Raw genomic sequence first — 20465 nt, 5'->3', positions numbered from 1 at the left:
TTTTGCTTTTATAACCAGAAATGTAGGCTTAATAAATTCTTTCACCAAATCCGGCTTTTCCTTTATAGCCCATAAGCTATTATGTCCATTCCGCATCCTATGTCTAAAATTGTTTTCCCCTTGATATCCGGCAATAATTTGTTCATTGCAGGTTGTTCCAATAAATCATTATAGCTTTTTTCACCCCTTAATTTCATATACTCTTTAAAAAACAGTTCATTGTCGTATATATTTTGGCTCATGTAAGATTCTCCTTTGTTCTTTCAATTAGTTACATCTCATAATTCCCTATGATACATCATCGTTGCTCTTGCTTTGATTTATTTATGCATGTGATAAAACAGGAAACATCATTTGATGATTCACAAACCAATTATCCTTTCCTTTAAGAATAAAAAGAGTTGTATCCTCTTCTTCGAGAATTTGTGAATGAAAAGCTGCATGTTCTGCAGGAGTGAAGCCAAAAACTACAGTGCGTATTTGAGACTCTGCTACTCTGGATACCATTTCAATCATAGCATGATTCCCGTCGCTAAAAATATCATAACAAGTTAAAATTTCATTTTTATTTGAAGCAATTATTACAGCATCAAAATCTTCCAGAAAGTACACACAATCTTTCATCAATGAAGTACAATAAAACATAAACAATTCATAGTTATCCTTTATTGCAAGCGCGGAGTATGGGTTGGATTTCGTGTAATACCGCTTCAAGAATTCACGATCACTTGCATGGCTCATGTCAAGTTTCCTTACGCGTCCTTTTGTTGGAGTGATCGGACTGCTGCATTGGTATTCAACGGCTTTTACAAAACCAAATTTAGGGTAAAAATCAAGAACACTGTCATTGGCAAACAGATACATGGTATCGCATGCTTCTTTCCATTCACTTAAAATTCTTTCTATTAAATATCTGGATAACCCCTGGTTTCTATAATCGGAGTCCGTCATAACAGTGCCAATCTGGATGCATCGTTTTTCCTGCCCATTATAAAAGGATTTTAAAATATTCACAGATGCATTAGCAATTACCTTTCCATCATCAATCAAGGAATATGGAATATATTTATCTGTCCAATATCCATTCTGATAAAATTCTTCAAAAGACAGTCCAAAGGTTTTTTCAGCTAAACTGTTATAACTGCGCCGTAATGCATTATCATCTTTAATGCTGTTGGTAAAGATATAATTCATATAACCGCCCTCCTTCTCTTCCCACTTAAGCTATCATGTTTTTTCAGCATACAAGCTGGTGATTTTTTTGCACATCATTGAAAAGGCCTTTACTTCCTCTGACGTTAATGCTTCTTCAATTAAGTTCATGATTTCATTTCCAAAATCATCGACGCGGTTTAAAAAGGCTTTTCCTTCACTGGTCAGTATAATTTTATAGGAACGGCGGTCATTAAGCTGCCTTTCCTGTACGATATACTTTTTTTCCAACAGCCGTTTCGTCAATTTTGAAATACCCGACTGCGAGATTCCTTTCATTTCGGCAAGCTCTTTCGTTGTTTTTGGCCCTTGATTACTCAACGTATCAAGGATATAGTACTGTGCAGTTGAAACACCTTCTACGTTAAATTTGTTTGAATCAGATACAATCATACACTGAAAAGGGACATAATTTTCTTCTAATTCTTTTACTGCCATAAAGCCGATCTCCTATATTTTATTTATATATTTTTTCAGGGATTTTCCTGTCAGGGAATCTTTACAATTAATTAAATCTTCCGGCAGCCCTGTGAACATAATTTTACCGCCATGCTGTCCGGCATGTGGGCCTAAGTCAATAATCCAGTCTGCCTGGCAAATAATATCCAAATTATGCTCTATTACAATAAGGGTGGAATTTTGTTCTACAAGACGATTCATTATACCAATCAACTGTTTTATGTCAGCCATATGCAAACCTGTTGAGGGTTCGTCCAAAACATAAACTTTCCCTCCGTTTAAAAGCTCGGAAGCCAGTTTGATCCGCTGCAATTCCCCTCCTGAAAGTGTGTTCAAGGGCTGCCCCAAAGAAATATAGGTAATTCCAACATCTGAAAGCCTTTTCAGTACTGTTCTTATTTCTTCTTCCCGAAAAAATTCCAAGGCCTCCGATACGGTCATTTTAAGTATTTCACCAATATTTTTACCTCTTAGCTTATACCCGAGCACTTCGTCGGTATAACGGTTCCCGTTACATTCTTCACATACTGTAACCATGGTATCCATAAACGCTAAATCTGTATAGGTAACACCTAAGCCTTTACAAGCAGGACATGCTCCTTGGGAATTGAAACTGAACAGGGAGGCGCTGACACCGTTGCTTTTCGCAAATAGTTTTCTGATCATATCAAAGATACCTGTAAAGGTTGCTATGTTGGAACGCTTTGATGCTTGTATTCCCTTTTGGTCGATAAAAACAGTATCAGGATAAAATCGGGGCAGCACCTGATTGATAAGCGTACTTTTTCCTGAACCGGCAACCCCTGTCACAACCGTCATTACTCCTTTGGGTATTTCAACTGAAAGGTTCTTCAAATTGTGCAGCGTTGCATTGTGAATGGAAAGCCAGCCTTTCGGGGTACGTGTGCCAGCTTTTAATTCAGGCCGGTAAGACAGATACTTCCCTGTCAATGTACCCGATGCTTTTAACCCTTGTAAGCTCCCCTGATATACGATTTCACCCCCATGGATTCCCGCGCCGGGCCCCATATCAATCACTTGGTCTGCAATCTTTATTATATCAGGGTCATGCTCCACGATAAGTACGGTATTGCCTTTGTCACGCAAAAGTTTCATAAGGTCATTGATCTTGCTTATATCGTGAGGGTGCAGTCCTATACTGGGCTCGTCAAAAATATAAGTAAGGTCTGTTAAGCTGCTGCCCAGCTGGCAAACTATTTTGATTCTTTGAGATTCCCCGCCCGATAGAGTGGATGTTTGTCTGCTTAAACTTAAATAGTCCAATCCAATGGATACCATTTGCTGCAGACGATTCACCAATTCTGAAACAATTGCTGCCGCCACAGGAGCATTGATTAACTGGATAAATTCTAATAATTCGTTTATCTGCATATCAGCGCATTCCGCTATATTTTTACCGTTCACTTTGCAGGATAATACTCTGTCATTCAGGCGTGTTCCATGGCAGTGGGGACAATCCTGCTTTATGATAAAGCCCTCAATTTCTTTGCTGTATCTAACTTTTTCGCCATCCTCTTTTTTGAGAAAGCTCCGCTCGATCCGTGGAACCACCCCCTCATACAATGAAGTTTTAGGCCATTCGGGAAGAGGATCTTTCACCTTAATGCCGTCAGCGTAAAGAAGCAGATCCAGTTCTTCGGAGGAATAGTCTTTAATTTTTTTATCATTATCAAAAAATCCAGAATAAATATATCGGGTCAGCCGCCAGCCGCCGGGTTCAAAAGTAGGAAAACGGATTGCTCCTTCATCTAATGATTTATTTTTATCTAACAGACGTTCAATATCAACTGCTTCCATCTTTCCTAATCCCTGACAGCAGCTGCACATTCCAGCCGGATTATTGAATGAAAAAACATCGGAATATCCGGCAAAAGGTTTTCCAATTCGTGAAAACAACAGACGCAATAAAGAATAAATATCTGTAATCGTGCCTACCGTTGACCGTGCATTACCGCCCAACCGTTTTTGGTTGATTATAAAAGCTACCGATAAATTTTCGATCATATCCACATCGGGTTTTCCGTAATGGGGCATACGGTGACGGATAAAACTGGTGTAGGTTTCATTTAATTGCCTTTGGGATTCTGCTGCTATTGTATCAAATACGAGTGACGATTTACCAGAACCGGATACTCCTGTAAAAACCGTAATTTCTTTTTTGGGTATCAGGACATTAATATTTTTTAGATTCCGCTCCCTAGCTCCAGATACCCGAATATAATTATCAGACATAATTTTACCTTTCCATTATATATATGACACGGTTGATATATGAGTGTGTCAACTATATCCTATCACCATTTTTACTTCTTTGCAATGATATAGAATAGAACTTTATGGAAATATAGTTTCATAATGCTGTTGAATTGTAAATCAGATATTAGGCAAAAAAGGCGATCCCCTGCATGGTTCTTCGCCTTTTTCTTATCAACCTGTTACTATTTAACCGTCACTTAATTTAAGATGCAGTATTGGAAATGGTCTGCCTTGTTCATCTAGCTCTGACCTGCTAATGACATGAAAACCCATGTGTTTATAAAATCCTATGCCCTGATCATTCTGTTCATTTACATCAACATATTTTGCATCTAAATTATCTACAGCATAGCGGATAAGCTTCTTTCCAATTCCTTTTCCTCTGGCTTTATCATGGATAAACAGCATCTCAATTTTATCGTCGGCTGCACCTATGAAACCATGAGGAGTATCATCTTCATAATAACAATACAAATGTTCAATTTCTTTTAATCCCATTACAACCTCCGGTTTGATCGCCTGGATGTCATCTTCTGATAAAAACGTATGAGTAGCTGCAACTGCAGATTCCCAGATATTTAGTAAATCATTTATTTCTCTGTCATTCCTGTTATTTACAATATGAAAATTTGACATTTCATTACCTCCTATTCTTTATTGAGGCACGACAAAACAAGGCATTATACGCCTTTCATTTCGGTTGTCGATGAAACTGATATATACGATATGCCTCAAACAATGTTTCATCTGCCTTTTCCTTGTTTGAGGTGGAGAAATCATCTTTGTATTTAGTATAAAGCTTCGCACTTAATATCACCGTCCTTTATCTTGCTCTCATTATATTGACTATTTGAGTTCCTGTCAAATAAATACGGCGGTATTGGGTACGTGTCTGATCAGAGCAGTTGCCTCCATTTTTTTCCAGACTGCTATATTGTATTCTGGCGGATTTCTGTTAAAATAAGGTTATAAAAGGTCGTAAAATAGGGGGAATAAAAATGGCAGAGATTATTAAAGTCAATAAAGAGCATTTACCCTCACTGCGTTTTATTGGGAAATGCTATACCAACGCTGACAGATCTGGCGGATTTGGCCACAAATGGATGGAATGGTTTCGAAACGGCTGGTTTGAGAAGCTTGAAAAGCTAAACGGTGACCCGAATATTGAAAACAGTTATCTGGGTTTTATGCGCTGCAACAGCAACGATATTGAAAACACTTTTGAATACTGGATTGGCATGTTCCTTCCACCTGATACATTTGTCCCCGATGGCTATGATTTTATAGATTTGGATGAGGGCAGCATCGGTGTGTGCTGGATAAAAGGCAAAGAGGATGACGGCAGCATCTATGGCATGCACGATGAGTGTATTGCTAAATTCCAGGAACATGGTATGGGTGATTTTCAGGACGATAATGAAAAAAGGATTTGTTTTTTCGAAAGGTATAACTGTCCGAGATTTTCCGAGAAGGATGAGCATGGCAATGTTATTTTAGACTACTGCATTTACTTGTCAGAGCTATAGGCTATACTCTTTTGCTGTTACTGGTCAAAATATAACAAGAGCCATTGCATCTTCTTTCCGATGCAACGGCTCTTGTTCGCTATATTCTTAACTTCTTTCTTTCCGGACAGCATTTAATCATTTATAAAAACCTGAGCCATATGAATGAGAAAACTCAATGTACGCAGGATAAACACACATCCTGCAATCACATATACCCAGGGAATGCGCAAAGTTCCAAGCAACCATAAAAGCAGCATTACAACTGCCACATCCCGCATATACCGTCCAAACATTAAACCGATTCTTTCTTCCCTTAGGGACAGGGGCTGGTCAGCGCTCATCAGCCAGCGACACTTGGGAGAAGTAAAAATAAAGGATAGAAAAGCAAAAAGCAGAATCCCATAAATCATGATATCAATCCATTCTCTTTCAGGAAATCCTGAGCGACTGCAGCAGGTGTCTGCTGTAATTCATCCACTTTGTAGTTCAGTTCAATCATAACCTCGTTGGTTAAATACGGTGCCAATTCTTCCATGATTCCGGCAATTTCAGGGTATTTCTCCAAAGCTTCCGCACGAATAACCGGAATGGCAAAATAAGGCGGGAAAAAGTTTTTATCATCTTCCAGCGTTTTTAAGTCGAATTTTTTTAATAATCCGTCAGTGGAGAAGGCATCTATGATATCCACCTCACCGCTTCCCAAAGCCGTATAACGGGGAGCTGAATCTAAAGTAAGGCGTTTTCCTATTTGGAAACCATAAGTTTTCTGAAGTCCGGACAATCCATCCTCCCGGTTGGAGAATTCAAACGTAGTACCGGATGTTAAGGTATCGCTTATTTTGGCAAGATCACTTATTTTATTCAAATGATACTTCTCAGCCATTTCTTTCGTTACAGCCAATGTATAAGTATTATTAAAGCTCATCTGCTTAAGCACTTCCAGATTAAGCTGCTCCTTATACTCTTCCTTTACCGTCTTATACACCTGCTCCATATCACTGATCGGCGGATGTTTGAGGATGTCAGTGTATGAGGTACCGCTGTAGTCTATATAAAGATCAATATCTCCAGTCTTCATTGCTGCAAAGCACACCTGTGACCCTCCCAGACTCAGCTTTCTGTTTACTGTGATATCCGTTCTGTCTTCTATTAAATCTGCCACCATATTCCCAAGAATCTCTTGCTCCGTAAAATCTTTTGAGCCAACTGATAGGGTACGGGCATCCCCTGATACACTGCCAACGGATGTGAAAAGAAATATAGCCGCAACCAGCATTGCAGCCGCTCCCAGCATTGCCTTTTGGATATTCCTGCTTTTTTTCTTAACCGAGGCATCTCCCTTTTGAAGGCTGGCCGGAGTTACCAGCTTTTCTGTAAGACCAATCAGAAAGTCTACCATCAGTGCCAACAAACAGGCAGGAATAGCACCAGCCAGAATTTGATTGTTGTTTACCGTACGTATCCCGGAAAATACCAGGTATCCAAGGCCCCCGGCACCAATAAACGCAGCCATGGTCATCAGCCCTACTGCTGTAACAGAAGCGATCCGCACTCCTGCCATAATAACAGGAAGAGCAAGGGGAATCTGCACCTTTGTCAGCACCTGAAAGGGCGTCAATCCGATTCCTTTGGCCGCCTCCAGCGTCTGGGGATTAATATTATCAATTCCAGTATAGGTATTCTTAATAATGGGAAGAAGAGAATATAGAACGACTGCAACAATTGCAGGAATGACACCGATTCCCAATAGGGGGATCATGAAACCAAGCAGCGCCATACTGGGAATTGCCTGAATCACATTTGCAACCGCTAATATCGGTTTACTGGCTTTCGCCGCAAAGGATATAAAAATGCCAAGGGGCACCCCGATCAGGATAGCCAGACCCACCGATATGGCAGTCAGCTTCAGATGTTCGATCAACAATGAAAGAATCTGGGGATAATTACTGATTATATAATTCCAAAAGTTCATTCTGACTCTCCTCCTTCATAATCAAAGTATTGCTGACTCAGGGTCGTCACCAGACTGCTCCGCGTAATGAGCCCCTTAAGACGCCTTTGATCATCAACCACCGGAACCGTTGACACCTGGTTTTCGGTCACTATTTTCAGTGCATCCAGTATACATTGTTCCGGTAAAAGGGTAGGAAAGTCCTCATACATAAATTGTTCTGCCATCTGGGTTCTGTCCTCAATGCCTCTTAATTTTCTGGCCTTGACAATCCCGATCAGACGCCTGCTGTCCCGATCCACCATGAGCAGGCTGTCGACCTTGTTCCTGCGCATCTTTTCAATGCATTTTAAGACAGATAAGTCTTTGGTGGCAGTGACAGGCTGTTCGATCATAATGTCAGAAACCTTGATGTATTCCGGTGAAGACCAGATCCTGTTTTTTCCTACAAAGTTTGAAACAAACTCATCCACAGGGTTGTTTAAGATATTCTCCGGCGTGTCATATTGCAGAATATCGCCATCCTTCATGATGCAGATCATATCCGCAATCTTAATGGCCTCATCCATGTCATGTGTTACAAAAACGATCGTCTTCTTTAACTTTGCATGCAGCTGCACTAACTCATCCTGAAGATCTGACCGCGTCATGGGATCCAGGGCCGAAAAAGGCTCATCCATCAGGATAATATCCGGATCCGTGGCAAAAGCTCTGGCAACTCCGATACGCTGCTGCTGCCCACCGCTAAGCTCCGTCGGATAACGATTCAAAAACTCATCACAGTCAAGTCCGACCATCTGCATCAGCTTCTTTGTATTGTCATCAACGTCCTTAGGCGGCATCTTTTCAAGCTTTGGAATCAGCTCAATATTTTCCTTAACTGTCATATGGGGAAACAGTCCCGTCTGCTGGATCACATATCCGATTTTCCGCCGCAGGGCTACTTCATCCATGCTGCCGATATTTTTCCCGTCAATGGAGATCGTACCCGATGTGGGCTTGATCAGCCGGTTGATCATTTTTAAGAGCGTGGTCTTTCCGCAACCACTCTCACCAATAATAGCAACCAGACTACCGCTATTTATCGTAAATGTAATTTGATTCAGAACCTGCTTTGTCTTATAACGTTTGGAAATACGTTCAAATTGTATCATATATCTCCCTCCTTTTTAGCAAAGTAACAACTTAATTATATTATAGAGTTGTCACTTTGTCAAATTTCAAAAAATACGCCTGAAGCGAAATGGCTTCAAGCGTTATGATAAAATTATTATTTGGACGGATATAAAAATTCTCTTACACGATCAGGAGTGTCATCCTGAGTTATGAAATATATGGTATCATTTTCCGAAAGAGCAACGTATGGTCCGGGGGATTTCATGACAGTATCATTCCTGCTTACTGCAATCACCGTTGCCCCGGTCCGCTGCCAAAATTGGATTTCCGTTACCGTCTTATTTATATGAACACAGTTGCTAGTGATCCGTATCTCAAACGGCATAAACGGATTCATTGACCGGAAATGTACGGAGGCTTCTATCAGATCCTTCAGGCAGTCATTTAAATTTTCCATTTCCTGTTTTTGGCGGCTGAAACTCTTTAAAAGATTCTCTTTGATTGTATCGATGGTCTGCCGCTTACTGTTTTGCTGGATGTACTCTGCTGCTTTTTTCTGGGACCTAATGATGATCCCATTACCCTTTTCCGAGGTTACGATCCCCAGATCGCTAAGTATGCAGATCGCCCGCCGTGCAGTCTCCGGAGATACGCTGTACTGGCTGGCCAGGGATGAACGGGCGTATATCTTCTCACCTACCTCATATTCCCCATTGGCGATCCGGGCCGCCACCTCTACGGCAATTTGCTGATAGCGGGGAATTGCTGTTTTATGCTTAATCTCTATGTCCATGTAAATCACGTTTCCTTTGCCTGTTATAGTATAAAGCAACACCAGTATAGCCTAAAACGTGATACAAAGCAAGATGAGGTTAATTCCATCCCCTCTTTCCTTTTATGATCTATTTATAATCATTTTCCTTTTTCAGCATAAGACAAATCATTCACCGTTTCAACTGTATATATGTCATCTTTGACAACCACTTTTGATACACTGGCATTTTTAAGGCCTGCTGACGGCACTTTAGCATTTGCATCGACTGTAGAAAGAAAAGTTCCGATGCTTAATCCGTGAGAAACTACAAGAACATCCCCATAGCCCTTTTCCATGGATTCCTTTACGATATCGCTAAATGCCGCCTGTAAACGGTCCTGGATTGTGGCAATATCTTCCGCAGGCCAATTGCCCTCTTCCGCCGCCTTATCCTTATCCAGCTGTGCCAGAGTATCTGCAAAAGGTGCAACCGTATCCATGAAGCTTCCTGTCTGCATGGAAGCCATCATATCCTCCAGTGTTATGCCCTGCGCTGCTGCAATTGCTCCCCACATTTCATCATTTGGCATACCTTCATAAGTACCAAAGTTAAACTCCCTGAGCCTTTTGTCTTTATGTATCTCAAGATTCTGGCCCTTCTCTTTCAGAACAATTTCTGCCGTTTCAATGGCCCGCCCGCTATCGCTTGTATACACAGCGTCAAATTCAATTCCCTCTAATTTTAAGCCTCGTCCCAAAGCGCTTGCCACTTCTATACCTGCGGGTGTAAGCGGTGCATCGATCCAGCCCTGTGATCGGTCTGAAGTATTTAACATGGTCTTACCGTGGCGTGTGATATAAAGTGTCACCGTATCAATCGCTTCCGCAGACTCTTCTACAGATGCTTTCTCTGTTTCATTCTTTATTTCTGCCGTTTCATTCTTCGTTGCTGCCGTCTCAGTCTTTGGTACTGCCGTCTCCGGCTGTTTCACAGAAGACGTCTGGCAGCCTGTTAAAAGCATGGTTCCAAGTAAAAACGCTGATATATATCCGGTAAATTTTTTCATTCTTTATTCCTCATCCTTATTATTATATACTCCTTTAGATCATTCCCACCGGATAGCTGCCGGCCCGCCCCCTCTTGACGGGCATGGCAGCATTCCATCCAGTTTTAACAGGTCAGATCCTCCCCATTAGCAGCAATAACTTTCTTATACCAATAAAAAGACTTTTTCCTGAAGCGTTTTCCGGTTCCATTTCCCGAATCATCCAGGTCTACATAAATAAAGCCATAGCGTTTGCTCATTTCTCCGGTGGAAGCACTTACTAAATCAATACAGCCCCAGGGCGTATATCCCATTAAATCCACACCATCGATTTCAACCGCATCTTTCATGGCCTCAATGTGGGATTTTAAATAGTCAATGCGGTAGTCGTCTTCCACATATCCATTTACATCAGCCACATCCCTCGCACCTAAACCATTTTCCACGATAAACAGCGGTTTTTGGTAGCGGTCATACAAAGCATTGAGAGTAATGCGAAGTCCCAGAGGATCGATCTGCCAGCCCCACTGGCTGGCTTCCAGATAAGGATTTTTCAAGGAAGCAAATACATTGCCTTCGGTAGTCCCTGCAGCCGTTGGATCCCCGCTGGCTACTCTCGACGAATAATAAGAAAAAGAAATAAAGTCGACAGGCGATTCTTTCAATATTTCCAGATCACTGTCTGTGATATCCAACTTAATTTTTTCTCTTTCAAAACGTTTCCAGGCATAATCAGGATACTCTCCTCTTGCCTGCACATCAACAAAGAAATATCCCTCTCTATCACTTTCAAATGCCGCCCATACATCCTGAGGCTTGCAGGTGAAGGGATAATATTGTCCCGCCGCCAGCATACAGCCCACCTTGTTCTGCGGATCGATCTCGTGAGCCATTCTGACTGCCAAAGCACTGGCAACCAGTTCATGATGGGCTGCCTGGTACTGAATCTGGGTTCTGTCTTCTCCCTCTTCAAAAAATAATCCTGCTGCCATAAAAGGGCCATGGAGAATCATGTTAATTTCATTAAAAGTAAGCCAATACTTTACCAGCCCTTTGTACCGGGTAAATACAGTCTCACAGTAATTTACAAAAAAGTCGATGACCTTTCTGTTCCTCCAGCCGCCGTATTCTGTGATCAAGTGCATGGGACAATCAAAATGTATCAAAGTAACAAGCGGTTCAATGCCACACTTGCGGCATTCTTTGAAAATAGCTTCGTAAAATTTCAACCCTTCCTCATTGGGAAGTTCGTCGTCCCCGTTAGGAAAGATTCTGCTCCATGCGATGGATAGGCGGTAAGTTTTAAAGCCCATTTCCCCAAATAATTTAATATCATCAAGATAATGATGATACATGTCAATCGACTTTTTTGCCGGGTAATAGTATTCCTCATCAAAGTCAAACATTTTCTTTGCTCCGGTAACGACAGCCCAGCGGTCTTTGCCATGCGGAACCACGTCCACATTGGCAAGTCCCCTGCCTCCTTCTGCATATCCTCCTTCGCATTGGTTGGCAGCAGTTGCTCCGCCCCATAAAAAATCCTCTCTAAACGCCATATGATAACTCCTTTCCTATATATTTATCTGCTCATGGTATCGGACACAAAGATCATGAAAGGGCAGCTGCTCTCTCAATTCCTATCAGACAATCCTCTGTAGTGACCTTCTTGTCTTTCCACAAAATCATACCGTCATGTTCACTTAAATTTGTAATCAATACCGGTGTCACCAATGAATATCCTTTCGAATGAATAAAGTCCATATCAAACTCCAATAAGACCTGGCCTTTTTTTACTCTCTGACCCTGCTCGGCCTTCGCATTGAAGCCTTCGCCCTCTAATCTTGTGGTATCCATTCCAACGTGAATCAGAATCTCCAAACCATTGTCAGCTTTAATGCCCAACGCATGTTTTGTATGGAAAAAGGCACTGATCACACCGTCTGCCGGAGAAACAACAACTCCTTTTGATGGCTTTACGGCGATCCCCTTTCCCAAAGTACCGCTGGAAAATGCTGCATCTTCCAGATTTTCCAATGGAACAATATCACCTTCTACCGGAGAAAGAACCTCTATGGAAAGAAGCTTTGCAGGATTCTCTTGTATCCCTGTCGATGCGTCAGATCCCTGATTATCCTCTTCCGGCGTTTCCTTATCATTCCAGAAGAAGAAAGTAAGTAAAAATCCAACCAAGGAAGAAACGGCGATACAGATAAAGGAAGTAACCATCCCGCTTGCATCTCCTGTTGCAGTATTAATATAGTTTACCACCCCAAAGATTCCAAGGCCGCCCATGGTATAAGAAGCTGCATTCATAGTAGTCATAATAGCTCCGCCTACCGCACCACCGATCATGGAGTAAATAAAGGGCAGTTTTTTCGGGAGGGTAATACCATAAATCGCAGGCTCCGTCACACCGCAGATACCAGAAACAACGGCAGGAATACAAAGTGATTTTGTTTTCTTATCCTTGAGTTTAAAGTACATGGCAAGCACACAGGCTGTCTGTGCAAAGCTTGCGCCATACATTCCGCTTAATACGTTGATATATCCCAGCTCAGCCAACTGAATGAACGCCAAAGGAATCAAAGCCCAATGGAGGCCAAAAATAACCAATACCTGCCAGAAGAATCCCGTCAGAATACCAAATAGGATCGGAGAAGCTGCAAAGAGGGCAGAAAATCCTGAGTTTAAAAAACTTGTCAGAATAGATATTACAGGCCCTATGACCAAAAATCCCGCAACCATGGATACAAGCATAACAACAAACGGAACGAAAAAGTTTTGAAGCATCTCCGGAATTATTTTTTTTGCGAACTTCTGTACATAGCTTGCAAACCAGACCACAATAATAACCGGAATTACACTGCTTAAATAGTTATTCGCTACCCAGGGCACACCAAACGCCTTTAAGTAATAAGCGCTGTGGAAAACGCTTCCTTCAAACAGCACGCCAAGGACGTCTCCTCCTGACAGGGCAGATAACTGGATGCCCGGATAACACAGGGCCGCACCAAGGGCCATGCCTGTCATCCTGTTTACATTGAATTTTCCCGCTGCAGTAAAGCCAATGATGATGGGCATAAACTGGAACACAGAATCACCAATAGCATTTAGCATTGCATAGGTACCTGACGTAGTGGAAAAAACGCCGAGAAAAACCAAAAGTGCGCATATACCCTTTATGATACCGCCTGCTGAGAGAATCCCTAAAAATGGCTGGAAGCAGCCGCTGATCGTATCAATCAGCTTATCAAACAGCTTTTTATTTCCTGCATCCGCTGCTTCCCCTCCTTCGCTGCTGATTCCCGCCGCCTGACAAACCTCTTCGTACACGTAAGGCACATGATTGCCGATAACCACCTGGTATTGTCCGCCGCTTTTCATAACCGTAACGACTCCATCCATTTTCTTTAAGACTTCATCGTGTGCCTTGCTCTCATCCTTTAACTGAAAACGAAGGCGGGTAATACAATGGGTCAAAGACGCAATGTTTTCTTTCCCTCCTACTTCTTTGACAATTTTCTTTGCCAGTTCCTCATATTTTCCCATGGCAAATCTCCCCTTTCTAGTCTATTTTTATATTGTCATCAAGGATCTTAATGATATGGATCGCCAGGTATAATCCTTCCTGCTCTGTAAAGCAATATTGATAATGGATCCAAAAAAAATCCCTGATTTTTTTTACACACTGAAACGTAGCTTCGTACCGTTCGCTTAAGTGGTCTTTTAATATCTCACTCATATCGGCATCATTTAATTGTGACCCTTGGAAAATCCGTTGGGCCAGAACACGCAAGTGAGTTACAAAGCGGTAATAGGCATAACTTTCTTCGTCATAATCAATTAAAAAATGATATTTCACTATGTTTAAAATCTCACCAATGAGTTTTGTTATCTTCCCTGCATTTTCCATCCCGGATTCCAATTCTGCATTGACAAAATGCATGGCAAGGGTTGCTGCTTCATGATCGTCATACAAGGTATCATAAAGCTTATTAAATTCCGCCACCAGCTCCCTGCTTAACCGGAATTCATCCTGATACATCTTCTTTATATCCCAAAGCATTCTGTTCTCCAGATAAGCCCCCAGCCTCCCACGCGCAACCATGCTGTTTATATGGTCTGCCAGTGATATGACAAGAGAATTCTGCAAGGTACGATTCAAGTCCTCTTTGGCTTTTGTAACAAAACGGCCGGCCAATTCAAAAATCGCACCCGGTATTTCCGAAAATAACTGAGTATACTGAGCAAGCTGTGAGCGATCATCTAAAATGAATATTTTATCAATCATTTCACGTGATATCTCCTCATTTTTATGGGATAAATGAGCGATTCCCTTTCCCATGACAACCAGTTCCCGCTCCTGTCCGTCTAAGACCAGTGCGGCATTATTGTTTAAAAATTTGACAATCTTCATCTTCCTGATCCCCCCCAAAAAAGAAAACCCACCTGATTCCAGGGATAAAAATCCCCGGAACCAAGCAGGTTTCGTATATGTTCAAGCCATATTCACGATCCAACTGTGCTTCCTGATATGATATTAACTAGATTTCTTCTTTTCACTTTTTGATTTGGGTTTACTATCTCTCTATTAGCACCCCCTTAACTATTGAATAAATATTAACATGTCATTTTTTTAAAGTCAACAATTTTTTTGCGTTTTTCTTGTTCATTTTATTAGTTTTTTTTATTACTTTACGAGATATCATCATCATTTTAACTATTAAAATGGTTTTTTAGTGTGATTTTTCATGCCAATTGACTTATTCAATTCAGATACAAGTTAAAGTACTTATCTGTTTATCGTTTGATTGATCCTCATAATTTTTATAAACATACAATAAAAAAAAAAATCAACAAAAAAATTCTATTTTTGGTTGACAAACCAAAAAACCGTGCATATAATATTCTGTAATCTCTTTGCACTGCATTACATCCGATTCTGGATGCGAGATCAACGGTACAAACTGAGCAGGCGATGAACCTTTTTGCAAAGGTCATGGGGCCGGGCCGCCTAATAAGTGGCAACAGATTGCAATATTGCACATCTGTGGGACAGTAGTATGGTTTATGAGAAGTTTCTTTCTAACTCCTTATAAAAAGACGCAACTTTTGCGTCGTCCATCCGGTTATGAGAACAACTTTTTGTTTTCATAATATGTTCCATAGGTGTATTTTTTTACACAAAAATGGAACAGAGACCCCGAAAATGGAGTGCCATAGAGCTATCAAACGAACGCCGAAAGGCTAAAACGGAGGTAACTTTTATGACAAACAACAAAGGTCACATGGCAGGTTTGACATCTGCCGAAGCAAAGCGATTGCAGGAACAATATGGCAAAAATGAATTGACGCCGCAGAAAATGGAGAGCTTTTTTAAGAAGGTCTTTCACATTATCTGTGAGCCGATGTTTTTGCTGCTGATTGTTGCTGCAATCATCTATTTTATTCTGGGTGAACCCAGAGACGGTGCCATCATGCTTGTTTTTGTAGTGGGTGTCATCAGCATTGATGTCATTCAGGAATGGAAAACAGACAAGACGCTTCATGCGCTGAAGGATTTATCAGCACCTCATGTAACGGTAATCCGCGATGGCATTGAACAGATCATTGCCAGTATTGATCTTGTTCCCGGCGACCTAATGACGATCTGTGAGGGCGTCAAAATACCTGCAGACGGTATGATAGTTAAGTGCAACGACTTATGCGTAGATGAATCCTCCCTCACCGGCGAAGCTGAAGGTGTTTGGAAATTATGCGCAGATGAATCATCCTTTATCTGCGAAGCTGAGGGTGTTTGGAAGTTTTCAGCAGATAATGGTGATTCCGCTAATGACTACTGGCGCCGGGACTATTGTTATGCAGGTACCCTGGTCACCCAGGGCACGGCTACTGTTTGTGTCGATAAAATCGGTGCTGCCACGGAATACGGCAAAATCGGTGCAAATGTGGCTGCAGCTCCTGATGAAGATACCCCTTTGCAAAAGCAAACCAGCAGTCTTGTTAAGCTATGTGCGGGAATCGCTGCGGTACTGTTTGCCCTTGTGGCAGTATTTACATGGTTCAATATTCCGGACCATACGTTTCACGACCGGCTGATTGAAAGCATTCTATCCGGCATTACCCTTGCCATGGCAATGATACCAGAGGAATTTCCGGTTATTCTTACCGTTTTTCTTTCTATGGGCGCATGGAGACTTGCAAAAAAGCAGTCTTTGGTGCGTAAGCTGCCTTCCGTGGAAACCTTGGGTGCGGTATCAGTCCTCTGCGTAGATAAAACCGGTACCATTACCATGAATCAAATGACAGTGCAGGATGTGTGGGCACTGGATGGAAATGATTATGCATTATGTGAAACCATGGGACTTGGCTGTGAAACAGACGTTTATGATCCCATGGAAAAAGCCATGCTTTCCCATTGCAGCAATCTTGGCATCACCAGGGAACATCTTTTTAACGGAGAACTGGTCAGCGAGTACGCATTTACCAATGAGCTGAAAATGATGGGACATATCTGGCGCAGAAACGGTGAGTTAGTCATTGCAGCGAAAGGATCCCCTGAACGGATTCTGACCATCTGCAATCTCAGGGATGAAGAAAGAGAAACCGTTAACCAAAAAATCATGGAAATGTCCATGGAAGGACTTCGCGTCATTGCAGTCGCCTCTGCGAAACTCCAAAGTGAAGCAGAAATACCGTCCGAAATCACCGGCTGCTCCTTGACACTTCGGGGCTTGATCGGTCTTGCCGATCCTCCCCGTGAAAGCGTGAAAGCAGACATTGCCGTCTGCAGCAAGGCCGGTATTCGTGTAGTGATGATTACAGGTGACAATGGCATTACCGCTTCTTCCATTGCTAAGAAAATCAATATGCCTAACAGCGATCATATTATTACAGGCGATATGCTAAACGAAATGAGTGATGAAGAGCTCCGCGATAAAGTAAAAGATGTTTCGATCTTCTCCCGTGTTGTACCGGAACACAAAATGCGGATCGTTAAGGCATTTAAGGAAAACGGCGAGATTGTTGCCATGACAGGTGATGGTGTGAATGATGCTCCTGCAATGAAATATGCCGATATTGGTATTGCTATGGGAAAGAGGGGCAGCGAAGTTTCCCGTGAAGCCGCCGGTCTGATCCTGATGGATGACAATTTTACCACGATTGTAGAGACCGTAAAGGACGGCAGACGTATTTATGATAACATCCGCAAGGCAGTAGGCTATGTATTTACCATCCACATCCCGATTGCATTTGCTTCCTTGCTTGCCCCTATGCTTGGCATCGGGCCCACTGCGCTTTTACTGATGCCGCTGCATGTTGTGCTGATGGAGCTGTTCATTGACCCAACCTGCTCCATTGTACTGGAACGGCAGCCTGCCGAAATGGATATCATGAACCGAAAACCACGTGATCCGAACGAAAAAATGCTCACTCCAACCCTTCTTTTTAAAAGCGTCCTGCAGGGCCTGATTATATTTGCCGTTTCATTCGGCACCTATTATACCTTACTTGACGGAAATGAAGCAAATGCACCCACAGCCGGAGCCATGGGGCTTACCATCATCATGCTTTCCAATCTGTTCCTGGTACAGGTAAACAGCTCTGACCACGATTTTGCAGTGCAGTCCATAAAAAGTCTTGCAAAAGACAAGGTGATGTGGGCAGCGATCTTTGGAACATTTGCAATGCTTGGTTTCATTTTGTATTCTCCGTTAAATACGTTTTTAAAGCTGGCTCCGCTGTCTGCAGCCATGCTTTTCACTGCTATAGGCATTGCTGCATTGGCAGTATTCTGGTATGAAGCAGTAAAGCTGATAAAAAAGATGCAAAAAAGTAATGTAACATTAGACCATTAGTGTTAAAATATACAATGCAAAGATAAAAACACAGTTCCGGTTGGTAGTCCGGACGCAGTGAAAGCTGTCAGTAACCTGCCTCCTTGGTTGTCCGTTCTTTGTAAGGCATTTAAAAGGAGGATTTAATCATGAGAAAGACTGGTACCAGGCTGACTGTATTCTTTGAGGAGCCCTTTTGGGTGGGCATCTGTGAGCGTGAATTTGAAGGCAGATATGAAGCTTGTAAAATCACCTTTGGAGCAGAACCAAAGGACTACGAAATCTACGATTTCATACTCAAAAACTATAACAGGCTGCGGTTTAGTCCATCTCTGGAAGCGTCACCAATGACTGAACGGCGCATCAACCCCAAGAAAATGCAGAGGGACATCGAAAAACATCTGCAGAATAATGGGGTTGGAACAAAGGCGCAGCAGGCTTTGAAGCTTCAACAGGAGCAGGTAAAATCGGAGCGCAAATCCCGTTCCCGTGAACAGCGGGAAGCAGAGAAAGAACGCCAATTTGAACTGCGGCAGGAAAAACGCAAGGAAAAGCACAGGGGGCATTGAGCCTCCCTGTGCTTTTCTTCTGCATTTATTATAAGCGATACGCTGTTTAAACGGTGTACCGGCAGTGCTGCCGCTTTCGGCTATACCGCCTTATTTTAACAACTGGTACCGTAATCCATAATCCGTACTGTACCATATCAGCATTCCATGTTCTCTTCTGGGAATGCGCACATTTAAATTCCATTCAGGATATTGCTTGATGATCTGAAGGCGGTCGCCGGATGCCAAAGCTACAAAGGAAATGTAATGCTCTTTATCCATAGGGTGTTCACTGGTGATATACCAGTCATCTTCTACCAAGTGTACGGTCAGTCTTTCGCCTTCTTCGGCCTTTTTCAAAGTCTGAGCTGCTAATTTTTTGCCGCAGCAAGAGACTTCCGCCTCTCCCGTGCAGAACGTTATATTCTGACATGTGGAACAAACGAAATATTTTGTATTTTTCATATTACCTCCTGCAAAATCGTTGGGAGTCAAATCGCCGGCTAGTAAATTCATAATATCAATCTCCAAAATCCGGGAAAGCTCCGGTATAAGAGAAATATCAGGAAGACCCAGGCCCCTCTCCCACTTGGAAATGGTTTTATCGCTAAGGTTCATCTTATCCGCAAGTTCCCTTTGCGTCATACGGAGTTCCTGGCGTAAGGTGCGGATTATGCTGCCTACTCTACTGTTTTCCATGCTTTACCTCCATATCAGGAATTAAGGATCAAGGTTTTGATTCTTTTCCAGCCATAATTCCAAAAGTGTATTAACATCGTCAGAAAATTCACGATCCGTCTGTGTTTCATTTCTTTCTATTTCCTCGATAACTTCAAAGGAAAATCCGGATGCCCCGGACTCCTTCCACGCATCCATCATACTTGGTTCAGGGCATGAATCCGTTGACACAAAAAATTGGAACCGGTTTTTTGCCCCCTGCATATCTTCAGTTGCCCGAAACCATACTTCATCCCTGTCCTTGCATTTAATACAATATACGCCCCCGACTATTTTTCTATTTTGATACTGCTCTTTCAGAGCTTTCCTTGATGACTTATCCATTTTATTTCACCATCTTTCTTAAATTCAGAGTTTCTTCTCCGCATATCATTGTAGTTGTTCGTCGTGGGGTTTTCAATCTACGCTCCGTAGAGTTTCTTCTATCAAAATTTCTTCATCACGTAATTTGTCAGAATAACGCCTTTTCGTTCTACCTGCTGTTCCTTGATAACCCTATATCCGCGGGATTCAAAAAACGGCTTTGCAGTTATGGAAGCATGTGTTGTCACCGGACCTGCAGGGAAATCTGCTTCCAGCCGGTTACAAAGGGCGGTTGCAATCCCCTGCCCCTGATAGTCCTTATGGATATAGAGACGGTCAAGATAACCGGTATTATCCATATCTCCAAATCCGACGATCATACCGTTTTTCTCGGCTACAAGCGTATGATGCTCCAAAAATGAACGGTCCCAGGCAGCCCTGTCAATATCTTTTGATGACCACGCATCAAGCTGCTCCTTTGTATAGTCTCTGGAGCATATTTTATGGACTGTATCATAAAATAATTCTGCCATTTCCTCAATATCTTTTGAATAATAATCCCTGATTGTTATTTTCTCTCCCAATTTATGCAGTTCCTTTGTCTCGATTAGACGCCCGCAGTACCAAAAGTGCTGCCGCAGTCTTATGGGTATTTTACCACAAAGTATTTCAGTCTGCTAACAAAAGAAAAATAAGGGTATCCCAAAAGACATTC

Annotated in this window: 19 protein-coding genes and 1 riboswitch; of the genes, 3 read left to right on the top strand and 16 right to left on the bottom strand. The window is 42.1% G+C overall.

Going from position 1 to position 20465, the window contains the following annotated elements:
* Positions 1–62 precede the first annotated feature (62 nt).
* From BMW45_RS12900 to BMW45_RS12880, 5 genes are all read right to left on the bottom strand, one after another.
* Positions 63–242, bottom strand: coding sequence for a hypothetical protein (locus BMW45_RS12900; RefSeq protein ID WP_207649071.1), 180 nt, complete (start codon positions 240–242; stop codon positions 63–65).
* Positions 243–324: 82 nt separating this feature from the next.
* Complete coding sequence (locus tag BMW45_RS12895; protein ID WP_092244197.1) at positions 325–1194, bottom strand: GNAT family N-acetyltransferase; 870 nt, start codon at positions 1192–1194, stop codon at positions 325–327.
* A gap of 33 nt (positions 1195–1227) precedes the next feature.
* Entirely contained in the window at positions 1228–1650 is a 423-nt protein-coding gene (locus BMW45_RS12890; protein ID WP_025234522.1) for a MarR family winged helix-turn-helix transcriptional regulator, read from the bottom strand.
* Between the two features lie 12 nt (positions 1651–1662).
* Positions 1663–3924, bottom strand: a complete 2262-nt coding sequence (locus tag BMW45_RS12885; protein WP_092244194.1) for an ATP-binding cassette domain-containing protein — start codon at positions 3922–3924, stop codon at positions 1663–1665.
* A gap of 210 nt (positions 3925–4134) precedes the next feature.
* Positions 4135–4584 (bottom strand): GNAT family N-acetyltransferase, encoded by a 450-nt coding sequence (locus tag BMW45_RS12880; RefSeq protein WP_092244191.1) that lies wholly within the window; start codon positions 4582–4584, stop codon positions 4135–4137.
* 362 nt (positions 4585–4946) lie between these two features.
* On the opposite strand from BMW45_RS12880, the gene BMW45_RS12875 reads away from it, so the two are divergent.
* Positions 4947–5474 (top strand): hypothetical protein, encoded by a 528-nt coding sequence (locus BMW45_RS12875; RefSeq protein WP_092244189.1) that lies wholly within the window; start codon positions 4947–4949, stop codon positions 5472–5474.
* A 113-nt stretch (positions 5475–5587) separates the two neighbouring features.
* Here BMW45_RS12875 and BMW45_RS12870 read toward each other — a convergent pair whose 3' ends face one another.
* The 8 genes from BMW45_RS12870 to BMW45_RS12835 all read right to left on the bottom strand — a co-directional run bounded on the left by BMW45_RS12870 (position 5588) and on the right by BMW45_RS12835 (position 14740).
* Entirely contained in the window at positions 5588–5866 is a 279-nt protein-coding gene (locus BMW45_RS12870) for a hypothetical protein (protein ID WP_092244186.1), read from the bottom strand.
* On the bottom strand, positions 5863–7428 hold the full coding sequence (locus tag BMW45_RS12865; protein ID WP_092244183.1) for an ABC transporter permease/substrate-binding protein: 1566 nt from the start codon (positions 7426–7428) through the stop codon (positions 5863–5865). Before BMW45_RS12865 ends, BMW45_RS12870 begins: the two co-directional genes overlap by 4 nt.
* On the bottom strand, positions 7425–8561 hold the full coding sequence (locus BMW45_RS12860; RefSeq protein ID WP_092244179.1) for an ABC transporter ATP-binding protein: 1137 nt from the start codon (positions 8559–8561) through the stop codon (positions 7425–7427). The genes BMW45_RS12865 and BMW45_RS12860 overlap by 4 nt, the downstream gene beginning before the upstream one ends.
* 116 nt (positions 8562–8677) lie before the next feature.
* Entirely contained in the window at positions 8678–9316 is a 639-nt protein-coding gene (locus BMW45_RS12855; RefSeq protein WP_092244176.1) for a GntR family transcriptional regulator, read from the bottom strand.
* A gap of 119 nt (positions 9317–9435) precedes the next feature.
* Positions 9436–10344: a histidine phosphatase family protein gene (locus BMW45_RS12850; RefSeq protein ID WP_207649070.1), complete on the bottom strand. Its 909-nt coding sequence runs from the start codon at positions 10342–10344 to the stop codon at positions 9436–9438.
* Between the two features lie 104 nt (positions 10345–10448).
* The gene (locus BMW45_RS12845) at positions 10449–11879 is read right to left on the bottom strand and encodes a 6-phospho-beta-glucosidase (RefSeq protein ID WP_092244173.1); all 1431 of its coding nucleotides are present in this window, start codon (positions 11877–11879) and stop codon (positions 10449–10451) included.
* 52 nt (positions 11880–11931) lie between these two features.
* Positions 11932–13872, bottom strand: a complete 1941-nt coding sequence (locus tag BMW45_RS12840) for a beta-glucoside-specific PTS transporter subunit IIABC (protein ID WP_092244170.1) — start codon at positions 13870–13872, stop codon at positions 11932–11934.
* 16 nt (positions 13873–13888) lie between these two features.
* Complete coding sequence (locus BMW45_RS12835) at positions 13889–14740, bottom strand: PRD domain-containing protein (RefSeq protein ID WP_092244167.1); 852 nt, start codon at positions 14738–14740, stop codon at positions 13889–13891.
* Positions 14741–15280: 540 nt separating this feature from the next.
* Positions 15281–15384: riboswitch (NiCo riboswitch) on the top strand.
* Between the two features lie 206 nt (positions 15385–15590).
* On the opposite strand from BMW45_RS12835, the gene BMW45_RS12830 reads away from it, so the two are divergent.
* Positions 15591–18182: a cation-translocating P-type ATPase gene (locus BMW45_RS12830; RefSeq protein WP_092244164.1), complete on the top strand. Its 2592-nt coding sequence runs from the start codon at positions 15591–15593 to the stop codon at positions 18180–18182.
* A gap of 128 nt (positions 18183–18310) precedes the next feature.
* A complete protein-coding gene (locus tag BMW45_RS12825) occupies positions 18311–18730 on the top strand; it encodes a YjdF family protein (RefSeq protein ID WP_092244162.1) in 420 nt (139 codons plus the stop codon).
* A gap of 90 nt (positions 18731–18820) precedes the next feature.
* Here BMW45_RS12825 and BMW45_RS12820 read toward each other — a convergent pair whose 3' ends face one another.
* From BMW45_RS12820 to BMW45_RS12810, 3 genes are all read right to left on the bottom strand, one after another.
* Positions 18821–19408 carry a helix-turn-helix domain-containing protein gene (locus BMW45_RS12820; protein WP_092244159.1) on the bottom strand — a complete coding sequence of 196 codons (588 nt, stop codon included), beginning with the start codon at positions 19406–19408 and terminating at the stop codon, positions 18821–18823.
* A 21-nt stretch (positions 19409–19429) separates the two neighbouring features.
* A complete protein-coding gene (locus BMW45_RS12815) occupies positions 19430–19771 on the bottom strand; it encodes a GIY-YIG nuclease family protein (RefSeq protein ID WP_092244156.1) in 342 nt (113 codons plus the stop codon).
* 101 nt (positions 19772–19872) lie between these two features.
* Positions 19873–20322 carry a GNAT family N-acetyltransferase gene (locus tag BMW45_RS12810; protein ID WP_025234538.1) on the bottom strand — a complete coding sequence of 150 codons (450 nt, stop codon included), beginning with the start codon at positions 20320–20322 and terminating at the stop codon, positions 19873–19875.
* Positions 20323–20465: the final 143 nt, after the last annotated feature.

The organism is Lacrimispora sphenoides, from assembly GCF_900105215.1.
GTDB lineage: Bacteria > Bacillota > Clostridia > Lachnospirales > Lachnospiraceae > Lacrimispora > Lacrimispora sphenoides_A.
This window is presented reverse-complemented; position numbering and strand designations above follow the sequence as displayed.

Excerpts from the sequence above, each read along its gene's own strand:
- BMW45_RS12900 (WP_207649071.1), bottom strand. The coding sequence starts at position 242 with ATGAGCCAAAATATATACGACAATGAACTGTTTTTTAAAGAGTATATG.
- BMW45_RS12825 (WP_092244162.1), top strand. The coding sequence starts at position 18,311 with ATGAGAAAGACTGGTACCAGGCTGACTGTATTCTTTGAGGAGCCCTTT.
- BMW45_RS12845 (WP_092244173.1), bottom strand. The coding sequence starts at position 11,879 with ATGGCGTTTAGAGAGGATTTTTTATGGGGCGGAGCAACTGCTGCCAAC.
- BMW45_RS12860 (WP_092244179.1), bottom strand. The coding sequence starts at position 8,561 with ATGATACAATTTGAACGTATTTCCAAACGTTATAAGACAAAGCAGGTT.
- BMW45_RS12875 (WP_092244189.1), top strand. The coding sequence starts at position 4,947 with ATGGCAGAGATTATTAAAGTCAATAAAGAGCATTTACCCTCACTGCGT.
- BMW45_RS12885 (WP_092244194.1), bottom strand. The coding sequence starts at position 3,924 with ATGTCTGATAATTATATTCGGGTATCTGGAGCTAGGGAGCGGAATCTA.
- BMW45_RS12865 (WP_092244183.1), bottom strand. The coding sequence starts at position 7,428 with ATGAACTTTTGGAATTATATAATCAGTAATTATCCCCAGATTCTTTCA.
- BMW45_RS12850 (WP_207649070.1), bottom strand. The coding sequence starts at position 10,344 with ATGAAAAAATTTACCGGATATATATCAGCGTTTTTACTTGGAACCATG.
- BMW45_RS12840 (WP_092244170.1), bottom strand. The coding sequence starts at position 13,872 with ATGGGAAAATATGAGGAACTGGCAAAGAAAATTGTCAAAGAAGTAGGA.
- BMW45_RS12820 (WP_092244159.1), bottom strand. The coding sequence starts at position 19,408 with ATGGAAAACAGTAGAGTAGGCAGCATAATCCGCACCTTACGCCAGGAA.
- BMW45_RS12895 (WP_092244197.1), bottom strand. The coding sequence starts at position 1,194 with ATGAATTATATCTTTACCAACAGCATTAAAGATGATAATGCATTACGG.
- BMW45_RS12830 (WP_092244164.1), top strand. The coding sequence starts at position 15,591 with ATGACAAACAACAAAGGTCACATGGCAGGTTTGACATCTGCCGAAGCA.
- BMW45_RS12870 (WP_092244186.1), bottom strand. The coding sequence starts at position 5,866 with ATGATTTATGGGATTCTGCTTTTTGCTTTTCTATCCTTTATTTTTACT.
- BMW45_RS12815 (WP_092244156.1), bottom strand. The coding sequence starts at position 19,771 with ATGGATAAGTCATCAAGGAAAGCTCTGAAAGAGCAGTATCAAAATAGA.
- BMW45_RS12880 (WP_092244191.1), bottom strand. The coding sequence starts at position 4,584 with ATGTCAAATTTTCATATTGTAAATAACAGGAATGACAGAGAAATAAAT.
- BMW45_RS12855 (WP_092244176.1), bottom strand. The coding sequence starts at position 9,316 with ATGGACATAGAGATTAAGCATAAAACAGCAATTCCCCGCTATCAGCAA.
- BMW45_RS12835 (WP_092244167.1), bottom strand. The coding sequence starts at position 14,740 with ATGAAGATTGTCAAATTTTTAAACAATAATGCCGCACTGGTCTTAGAC.
- BMW45_RS12890 (WP_025234522.1), bottom strand. The coding sequence starts at position 1,650 with ATGGCAGTAAAAGAATTAGAAGAAAATTATGTCCCTTTTCAGTGTATG.